General features: G+C 34.6%; 8 protein-coding genes and 1 pseudogene. 6 read left to right on the plus strand and 3 right to left on the minus strand.

Annotated features, from left to right (window positions below):
• The first annotated feature begins 289 nt into the window (after window positions 1-289).
• Window positions 290-787 (plus strand): peptide-methionine (R)-S-oxide reductase MsrB, encoded by a 498-nt coding sequence (gene msrB, locus ACILQF_RS08225; RefSeq protein ID WP_395626936.1) that lies wholly within the window; start codon window positions 290-292, stop codon window positions 785-787.
• Here msrB and ACILQF_RS08230 read toward each other — a convergent pair whose 3' ends face one another.
• Entirely contained in the window at window positions 788-1162 is a 375-nt protein-coding gene (locus tag ACILQF_RS08230; protein ID WP_395626937.1) for a GIY-YIG nuclease family protein, read from the minus strand.
• 95 nt (window positions 1163-1257) lie between these two features.
• Here ACILQF_RS08230 and ACILQF_RS08235 point away from each other — a divergent pair, with 95 nt between their 5' ends.
• The 5 genes from ACILQF_RS08235 (at window position 1258) to ACILQF_RS08255 (ending at window position 5389) form a co-directional block, all read left to right on the plus strand.
• Window positions 1258-2034, plus strand: coding sequence for an XRE family transcriptional regulator (locus ACILQF_RS08235; protein WP_395626938.1), 777 nt, complete (start codon window positions 1258-1260; stop codon window positions 2032-2034).
• 73 nt (window positions 2035-2107) lie between these two features.
• Window positions 2108-2527 (plus strand): hypothetical protein, encoded by a 420-nt coding sequence (locus ACILQF_RS08240; RefSeq protein WP_395626939.1) that lies wholly within the window; start codon window positions 2108-2110, stop codon window positions 2525-2527.
• A 68-nt stretch (window positions 2528-2595) separates the two neighbouring features.
• Entirely contained in the window at window positions 2596-3720 is a 1125-nt protein-coding gene (locus ACILQF_RS08245) for an aminotransferase class I/II-fold pyridoxal phosphate-dependent enzyme (RefSeq protein WP_395626940.1), read from the plus strand.
• Entirely contained in the window at window positions 3717-4334 is a 618-nt protein-coding gene (bioD, locus tag ACILQF_RS08250) for a dethiobiotin synthase (protein WP_395626941.1), read from the plus strand. The genes ACILQF_RS08245 and bioD overlap by 4 nt, the downstream gene beginning before the upstream one ends.
• Before the next feature lie 164 nt (window positions 4335-4498).
• Window positions 4499-5389 carry a 3-hydroxybutyryl-CoA dehydrogenase gene (locus ACILQF_RS08255; RefSeq protein ID WP_395626942.1) on the plus strand — a complete coding sequence of 297 codons (891 nt, stop codon included), beginning with the start codon at window positions 4499-4501 and terminating at the stop codon, window positions 5387-5389.
• 339 nt (window positions 5390-5728) lie between these two features.
• On the opposite strand, the gene ACILQF_RS08260 is transcribed toward ACILQF_RS08255, so the two are convergent.
• Together ACILQF_RS08260 and ACILQF_RS08265 are read right to left on the minus strand one after the other, a co-directional pair.
• Window positions 5729-7186: a RagB/SusD family nutrient uptake outer membrane protein gene (locus ACILQF_RS08260; protein WP_395626943.1), complete on the minus strand. Its 1458-nt coding sequence runs from the start codon at window positions 7184-7186 to the stop codon at window positions 5729-5731.
• A gap of 11 nt (window positions 7187-7197) precedes the next feature.
• Window positions 7198-7712: pseudogene (locus ACILQF_RS08265) on the minus strand (SusC/RagA family protein); the annotation flags it as partial.

Raw genomic sequence — 7712 nt, forward strand, 5'->3', positions numbered from 1 at the left:
TAGCATTTCACTTGATCTAGCTGCAGCTCAATATGAAGCATGCACTCAATCAAGCCTAGAAAGTTGAAGATATTAAATATTTTAGAAAAATCTTTTGATATTTAAAAAGACAAATTTCTTATCATTGATTCGGAATTGACATTCAAATCTTATGCTCACCGGGTTGGTAAAATTAAAAAACGACTTCGAAAGTCGCTTTTTTTGTTAAAAAAATAATTTTATTAATTATTTTGCCTAAATTAATAAGTAGAAAATTTTTAAAATAATTAAAATCCAATAAATCAAACCTATGAAAGCACTTCTCAGCATTTTCCTTTTAATTTTTATGCTAACAAACAGTAGCTGCGGACAAAACAAGTCAAAGAATGCCCAAGAGAATAATAAGAAATTAATTTTCCCGATTCAAAAATCTGAAGAAGAATGGAAAAAGGTATTAAGTCCTCTATCCTTCGAAATAATGGTTATGCGTGGCACTGAACCCCCATTCAAAAATACGTATAACAGTAATAAGCAAAAAGGGATTTATGTAAGTGCTGCAACCGGAGAGCCATTATTTAGTTCTGATGATAAATATGAATCAGGTAGCGGCTGGCCAAGCTTTACCAAGGCAATTAAAGAAGGCGTGATAACTGTGGTTAAAGACAATAGCCATGGCATGACCCGCGATGAGATTATTGAAACCAAAACAGGATTGCACCTAGGCCATGTTTTTAATGATGGCCCCATAGACAAAGGTGGCAAGCGCTATTGCATGAACTCAGCAGCCCTCAAATTCATCAAAAAATAATTAAGACAAACTACTAAAAGAAGCGCGCATAGGCTGAATACCTGAGACCATTATTTGCTCAAAATCTAAACCTATGGTTAAATCTATCCAATCCGGGTTCACCGCTCTGATTAAACGATCTTTCTGTATGCGGGCAAACTTATTTATTAAATTAAATCGTTCTAATGCAGAAGTTTCAGAACTAAACTCTTCAAAATAAACCAATCTTGTTAATTGCTGCCCAGCATCAAAAAATAAATTAGGCATCTGCCTGTAAAAAGTCATTGTTTTCATCAAGTCGGTACTCATACCAACATGTATACTGTTTCGGTTACGGTCGGTAACTAAATAAACAAATTTTTTAATTTTCATGGTAGGTTTAGATAGGATCGGCATATTTTAAAATTTAATTTTTAGTTTCAATAATAATTGCTAATTTTATGAGCATAAATTTACTAACAATTTTAGTATTTCCAAATTTATTTTTTAAAATGGCAAACATTTCTTCCAACCTTAAGTACCTACGTAAGAAAAAAGGACTTACACAACAACAATTTGCAGATACACTTGATATTAAACGCTCACTAGTTGGAGCTTATGAAGAAGATCGTGCAGAGCCTAAATATGAATTACTAAAAAAATTCGCAGAATTTTATGAGCTTTCCATGGACGAACTAATCAATGAACGTATTGATGATAAGTGGAAATCAAAACCAAAAGCAGATCCAGCGAACATACGGGTACTAAGTATTTCGGTTGATAGTCAGGATAGAGAGAATATTGAATTGGTTCCTGTGAAGGCTAGTGCAGGTTATTTAAATGGTTATGGTGATCCAGAATACATTTCAGAGCTTCCTAAATTCCATTTACCAATGTTCCGCCAAGGCACCTATCGTGCCTTTGAAATAAAAGGTGATTCCATGCTCCCACTGCAATCAGGAACAGTAGTTGTTGGTGAATATTTAAGCAATTGGAATGATCTTAAGCCGGGCGACACCTATGTGGTAATCAGCAAAAGCGATGGTATTGTATATAAACGTGTGGGAAATAAATTCAAGGAAAATAAAGCTTTAAAATTAATTTCCGACAATCCGGTTTATGAGCCTTATACCATTTCCGGAGATGATGTTTTAGAGATATGGAAGGCAAAGGCTTATATCAGCACCGATTTCCCTGATCCGGCACCTGAACCTACCTTAGAAACGCTAACAAGCATGGTTTCACAAATGCAAAAATCGATTTCCAATTTGGATAGGAATAAAAATTAAGGGCTATAAAATTTTAGCATTTAAACCTTTTGATTAAAATTTCATCTATCTATTTAAATAAACACAAATAGATATGAAAATAATTTTGATTTCTGCAGGCCTATTGATCGGATTTTTAGGCACTGCTTATTCACAAGATAGACCTCATAAAAAAGGCGCAGAAGCTGCACAACATCATCGCACTGCCGAAGAACGTGCCAAAATGAGTACAGAGGCTCTTGAAAAGAGATTAAACTTGAGTCCGGAGCAAAAAGAAAAAGTTTATAGCATTCACTTGGAACGCAGCCAAAAAATGGATAAAATGATGGAAGCTGAAGCTTCAATCAGGAAGAACCAAATGGAAAAGCGGAAAGAGTTAATGGCAGAAGGAGAGAAAAAAATGAATAAAATCTTATCTGATGAGCAGCAAAAAACTTTGGAGGCAATGAAAGCAAAAGGGAAGGAACGCATGAAGGACAATAAAAAAGGAATGCATAGACCCAAAAAAAGTTGAATCGGTACTTTGTATTTTAAGAAAAGCGGAATCTTGTTCCGCTTTTCTTATTTTTATCAAAAAAAACATTGAAAAGCACCCAAAAATTCATTTCTGAAAATCTAGCTCATCGAAGCGAGAATAACTCCTTACGAAGCTTAAAAGCAGAAAGCAATTTGATCGATTTTTGCTCCAATGATTATCTGGGTTTTGCTAAATCAGGCGATTTAAAAATCATTTTTGAACAAGAATTAAAAAAATACCCCAAGTATAGCATGGGCTCTGGTGGCTCACGTTTGTTAGCTGGTAATTCATTATTTGCGGAAGAGCTTGAACAAGAAATAGCTAATTTTCATCAATCGGAGGCCTCCCTCCTCTTTAATTCGGGTTATGATGCTAACATAGGGATCTTCTCTGCCCTCCCACAAAGAGGCGACACCATCATTACAGATGAGTATATTCATGCTTCAATAATTGATGGCGTGCGATTGAATCATGCTACACGTTATGTTTTCAAACATAACGACATGGAGAGTTTGGAACAAAAATTAAAAATCGCCAAAGGCAGAATATTTATCGTTGTTGAAAGCATTTATTCGATGGATGGTGATAAAGCGCCACTAAAAGAGATTGCTTCTTTAGCACAAAAGTTTGATGCTGCATTAATAGTTGATGAGGCTCACGCGACTGGCATATTTGGGGAATTTGGAAAAGGAATAGTACATAAATTGGGCTTATGCGATCAAGTATTTGCAAGAATTATTACATTTGGAAAGGCATTAGGAACACATGGTGCGGCAGTTTTAGGGAACAATGACTTAAGGAGTTTCTTAATTAATTTTTCAAGGTCATTTATTTATACCACCTCTGCTTCTTTTTTAAGCCATTTAGCAATTAAATCTGCTTATCTACATCTCGATGAAAAAGATCATCAATCGGCTCTTCATGAGCGAATAAGGCACTTTAGACAGAATATTGATTCGACTATTAAATTATTAGATAGCCAATCAGCAATACAAATTATACTACTACCAGGAAATAGAGAGGCCAGAGAAGCTGCCCTAAAAATCCAAGAAGCGGGTTTTGATGTAAGAGCCATATTAAGTCCCAGTGTTGCCCAAGGCACCGAGCGATTAAGAATATGCTTGCATAATCACAATTCGATGGAAGATATAAGCAATTTATGCATCAGTTTAAATCAGATAATTAGATGAGACCTTTATTTATAAGCGGAATTGGGACAGAAATAGGCAAAACAATAGCATCAGCTGTTTTGGTTGAAAAATTACAGGCAGATTATTGGAAACCCGTGCAATCGGGCGAGCTAGAAAATAGCGATAGCATGCTCGTAGAACGCCTGATTTCAAATAGAAAAACCATAATCCACCCAGAAGCTTACCGTTTAACACAGCCGTTCTCACCGCATAAATCAGCAGCATTAGATGGTATAACTATTGATTTGGACAACATCCATTTGCCAAAAACAGATAATCAATTGATAATTGAAGGTGCCGGCGGATTAATGGTACCATTAAATGAGAAGGACTTGATTGTTGATCTCATTAAAAAGTTTGATGCAGAGGTGATTTTAGTTTCTAAAAATTATTTGGGAAGTATTAATCATACCTTATTGTCTGTTGAGCTTTTAAAGAAACGTTCTATTCCTATCCGAAAATTAATATTTTGTGGAGAATCAAATCCGAGTTCGGAAGATGCAATTTATTCACAAACGGGTTTAGATATTTTACGAATTCCGTTTTTTAATGTGCTTAATAAGGAAAAAATTGCCGAATTCGCTAATCAATTAAGCTATAACTTCAATCCATAAAGACCTACTTTTTCTTTATTACAATTTTTCAAATAATTAAATATTTCAGCAAAAAATAATTTCAGGGTAAAAAACAATATTTGAAAAATCAAGAAAACAATTCTATTCCATAATAGTATAAATCATTCATACCTTTATATTGTTGTTTATCTAAAAATTAAAACATGAAACTCATCTCAGTTATAGGCTCTGGCACCATGGGAAATGGTATCGCTCATGCCTTTGCACTATGTAATTTTCAAGTAAACTTAATCGATATTTCGGAGCAGAGCCTCCAAAAAGGAATGGATGCTATCCGCAAAAATCTAGATAGACAAGTCGTAAAAGGAATAATTACGGAAGAAAATAAAATTTCAGCTTTAAAAAATATCCATACGTTTACCGATACTAAATTAGGTGTTGAACATTCAGATCTGATTATCGAAGCTGCAACAGAAAATGTAGACATCAAAATGGAGATTTTTAAAGATTTAGATAAGTTTTGTAAAAAGGAGGCCATTTTAGCATCCAATACCTCTTCTATCTCCATTGGGATGATTGCATCAGTTACTAATCGCGCCGATAAAGTCATAGGTATGCACTTCATGAATCCGGTACCTGTTATGAAATTGGTGGAAGTAATTCGTGGTTATTCAACTTCCGATGAGGTAACAAAAACGATTATGAACCTCTCTATCAATTTAAATAAAAACCCTGTAGAGGTAAACGACTATCCTGGTTTTGTGGCTAATCGAATATTGATGCCAATGATTAACGAAGCTATTTACACCTTGTATGAAGGAGTTGCAGGTGTTGAGGAGATAGATACAGTGATGAAACTAGGTATGGCCCACCCTATGGGTCCGCTACAACTAGCAGATTTTATAGGATTAGATGTATGCCTAGCCATAATGAACGTATTGCATCAAGGTTTTGGTAATCCTAAGTATGCACCCTGCCCTTTACTAGTGAACATGGTTACAGCAGGAAGTTTAGGTATAAAATCAGGCTTGGGTTTTTACGATTATAGTAAAGGTATTAAAGACGCACATGTTGCCTTAAAGTTTAGTAATTGAACATAATTTCCTATTTAATAAACCTATTCCATCCTGTCAAAATCGATAAAACCATTTTGGTGGTCTGCATCTAGTAAGAGATGAAGGGCCTTCAATTTAAATTTATACCATTTATCTTACTAGGTTGATCAACCAACCTAGTCAATTTTAATTTAAACTCTCCTGTGCTTTTCTCGTATTCCTAGCAAAGGTTTTTTAATGTGTATGAATTTGCGTGATGTTAACAGATACACACATCGGATATAAAAACATTTAAACCAGCAAAGTATTAAAGATTAAATAAAAAAAGAGCCACTCCTTATAAAGGAATGGCTCTTCAAAATTTAATAAATTATAAATTTAGTTAGTAAGTGGATTCTGAACTAAATTAGGATTAACATTGATTTCTGCCTGAGGCAATGGCAATGCAAATCTATAATCGGTAGCAGGTAGATTTAATTTACTCCAGTGAGAAGTAGATGTAGTTCTATTAAGACCTTCCTTATTTCTAAGCATATCAAAATATCTTTGACCTTCGCCGAATAATTCTTTTCTTCTTTCAACTAAAATCTCAGCAATTAAAGCAGCACCTGTGTTAGTAGAAATTACTGCATTTGGATTTGCTCTTTTTTGAACTACTAATAGTGCAGCTTGAGCGGCGCTTATATTAGATCCAGCACCAAGTCTAGCTTCTGCTTCAGCTTCGGTTAAAATCATTTCGGCAGATCTAATTAATACTTGATTATTAGTAAATCCATCAAATACGAATTTACTAGTTAAATAACCGTCTCCAAAATAGTAAACAGAACCTGTAGTTGGGCTTTGTGCTCTTGTATCAGGAATTTTGAATTGTGTTTTACGAACATCATCATCTGAAAATAGATTAAAGAATTCTTTAGAAATTCTAAATGAGGAATAACCATCGTCATAAGGATCGTAAAATGAATGCACACCTAAGTATCCACTATTATCATCATCTCTACTCACAACACCCCAAATCCATTCAGAAGTTGGTGCTCTAAAACCTGCTAATAAAGATGCAGAACTTGGCAAAGGTTTACCAGCATATGCTTTTTTAGCAAATTCACTTGCTTTAGCCCAATCTCCTTTAGTCAAATAAACTCTAGCAAGTATTCCACTAATGGCATTTTTAGTAAGCGTATAAGTTCCAGTAACAGAACTTGGCATAGCTACTTCAGCTTCAGTTAAATCTTTAAGTACTGCAGTGTATACATCAATAACCTTAGCTCTTGCTGGTGGCTCGTCACTTGGATTTGCCGACTTTAACATCAACGGCACACCTAAGGCTTGCGGATCTGTCATGAATGGCTTAGCACCAAACTCCTGAACTAAAGTAAAATGAACAAAAGCTCTTATCGCTTTTGCCTGAGCAATAAAGCTATTTTTATTTGCATCAGAAATTGGAGCACCAGCTACATTTTCAATAATTTGATTACAGTTTGCTATAATTCTGTAACCATGCGACCAATGAAATTGTAAGTTTCCATTGTTTACGGTTTCAATGTATTGGTACTCATTAATGAATCTACCGTAATTACCCGTAGAGTTAGGAAATGCATCAGAACCTTTTGAATCACTATTCAGAATAAGGTTGTATAAAAAACCATTATTTGAAAGTAGATCATACACACCAGTCATGGCTGCATTAATTGTTGTTAAATTACCAAAAGCCGAAGTATTGCTTATAGAATCATTAGGCTTGACGTCTAAAAATTCTTTCTCACAACTCGTTAGAGTAAAGGTTATAGTAAGTGCGCCAAATAGCACACGACTAATCGTTTTATTTATATTTTTCATGTCTTTTATCATTAAAATCCAATATTTAAACCAAGAGACCAAGTCTGAACATTCGGTACATCAAAACTAGTTAAACCAGTAATTGAAACCTCTGGATCCATTCCTTTATGCTTAGCTAGCGTCAAAATATTTTCTCCGCCTACAAAGATTCTGGCACTTGAAACACCTATTTTACGAGCAAGGGCTTTATCTACATCATAACCTAATGTTAGGTTTTTTAATCTCATGTAAGAGCCGTCAACTAAAAATCTAGTTGAAGTGCTAGCACCTAATGCTGTGTTAGTTGGCATAAACTTAGGAATGTCAGTAACATCACCTGGGTTTTTCCAAGATCTATAAACATCTATAGATAGATTTTGACCATTGGTTGAACCTGCATGGCTTAAAGATGAATAATAGCTATCAAAAACTTTAGCTCCATAACTAAAGAAAACAAAAGCTGTTAAATCAAATCTCTTGTATCTGAAATTATTTGTAAAACCACCAGTAAACTTAGGCAAAGAACTGCCACTATCATATTGAGTAG

Source organism: Daejeonella sp. (assembly GCF_044232565.1).
Lineage (GTDB): Bacteria > Bacteroidota > Bacteroidia > Sphingobacteriales > Sphingobacteriaceae > Daejeonella.